We start from the raw sequence: 1,918 nt of genomic DNA on the forward strand, positions 1-1,918 counted from the left end.
TTCGGCTACGTCCATGACACCACGATCACGTCCTCGCCCGCTTGCTCCGTGGCCTCAGGTCAATTTTTTGATCTGATTATGATCAATAAGTTCGCTTCCTCTGTGTCTTCGTCGGTATCATCGTCGTTTTGAGCATGTCATGTATGTATGTACTACGAAAGTGGTATGAGGCCGCGTTTGATGCCCGCTTCTCCTCGCTGGTTATGGTGGCATAGGCTGTGTGTCGGGTATCTTTAACCCAATATGTAAAGTGTGCATCGGTTTTTTGTGGCGCACTTAGCACTTCGTATCCCGAGCTAATTTCGATAACACGGTCATCGAATCGGATATGACGGTCGTGTTTTCCTTTGAAACTCCATTTCCATTCATATAACCAATAAATCTTGACGCTTTCGAGATTCGAGTCATCGCCGAGACAGTCGCCGATGAGAGATTCCTGACGTTCTTGGAGACATTCGATAAGATCATTTTTTTCGGTAGGAAAATGTTTGGGAATCGTGGTAATAATTTTAAGTTCTCGTTGGCCGTGGTCGCTGCGGCTATTTCGGAGTAATTGCCAGAACCATTTTAAATTAGTTTTGTCAAGGACGTAGCCGATAAATTTATCCATGATTACCGTTCGAGAGGACTCTTTCAAGAATGGTTCAATGTAATTTTTCCTAACTATGTTCTGGTCTAGCTCGTTTTGTCCGTACCGGCAGTTCGCCATTCGAACGAGATTTTCGAGGCCTTCCGGTTCGCCCGGCGTATCGCAGCGTGTAACGCATACTTTGTGATGTTCGTGCGAGAGCGTCGCGTTAATGGAGAAAATTTGTTGAACAGTGTCCAATTCCACAAGAAGTATTTCCAGGCCGTCATCCCTGGAAGAAAAATCTTTTGTCGACGTAATCATCCACCATGGTACCCCACTGGAAGATTTCACGGTTGATTTGTTTATAACTTTTTCCCAATATGGCATCATTGATCGTGATTTAACGATTTTGGCAAATTCATTCTTGCTCGTAGGACTGTCGAAGACGACCCGTCCGTGGCGAAGGAGGAGGTCAGCGACGATAGCGTGGCAACGCTTCGCTCCCTCAGGGTCCTTGGTGAAGAAATTCTCCGAAAACAGACCTCTATGGACTCCGATGTTGACAAGCATCTTATCGACCTTCAGGTCCGTTGAGAGCATCACGTCTTGAATCGTAAAATGACAATGGAAAGTCCGGGTCGAGGTTGCCGTCGCGTCGCCATTCTTGGTCAAGAACTTCGAGCTCGCCATCGTCGTTTCTGTCGATAAAGACGACTCCGACATGGTCAGGTTCTATCCGTCTATTGATCACTGCCTCTTGTAGGCGAAGAAGTATATTTTCGCTATGGGTTTCGATAATAATTTGATGTCTACCCGATTCCATCGGGCGTCGTAGCGCAGCTTCGAGAAAAAGCTCCCCCATGTCGGTCTGGAGTGCGGGGTGCAGATGAGTCTCCGGTTGTTGAATCAGAACTATTCCCGGTTCGGAGCGGCAGCATTCTACTACGATGGGCAGCGCATGAACAATTCCAAATCCCACGTCGGCCACTTTGAGGTCGTTTCCCTGCGGATCGCGCAGGGCCAAGGAGCCATAGCCGGCATGGCGGTAGAATTCTGTCTCAACGGAGGGCGAGTATGATGTCAAAGTTATTTGGTAGGGGATTCTGAGTCGTTCGAGGGCACCATTGCTGGTCTCGCGTACTCCTTGGCCTTCGTCCGAGGCCAGGAAAGCTGCGAGCTGTTCTCCATTTGGGCCGACTCCATCGACACGTCCACCTAGCGGAACTGGTATGTCTGGCGGCGTCACCCTGCTGGGGCCGAGGTGGCGTACTGCACTCAATGCGGAAACAGTCGCGTTATTCCAACTATTGGCAACAGTCTCCGATGCCTGCGCTGTTCTCCACGCCG

The 1,918-nt window shown here is 49.3% G+C and carries 2 protein-coding genes; both read right to left on the reverse strand.

Going from position 1 to position 1,918, the window contains the following annotated elements; genetic code table 11:
• Positions 1–82: 82 nt before the first annotated feature.
• Positions 83–1,174, reverse strand: a complete 1,092-nt coding sequence (locus MJ783_RS08985) for a hypothetical protein (RefSeq protein ID WP_239309919.1) — start codon at positions 1,172–1,174, stop codon at positions 83–85.
• Positions 1,143–1,918: AAA family ATPase (locus MJ783_RS08990; RefSeq protein WP_239309920.1), on the reverse strand; the 776-nt coding region annotated here is incomplete at its 5' end. The genes MJ783_RS08985 and MJ783_RS08990, both read right to left, overlap by 32 nt.

The sequence above is a fragment of the Protofrankia sp. Cj3 genome (assembly GCF_917627355.1).
In the GTDB taxonomy this organism is placed as follows: Bacteria; Actinomycetota; Actinomycetes; order Frankiales; family Frankiaceae; genus Protofrankia.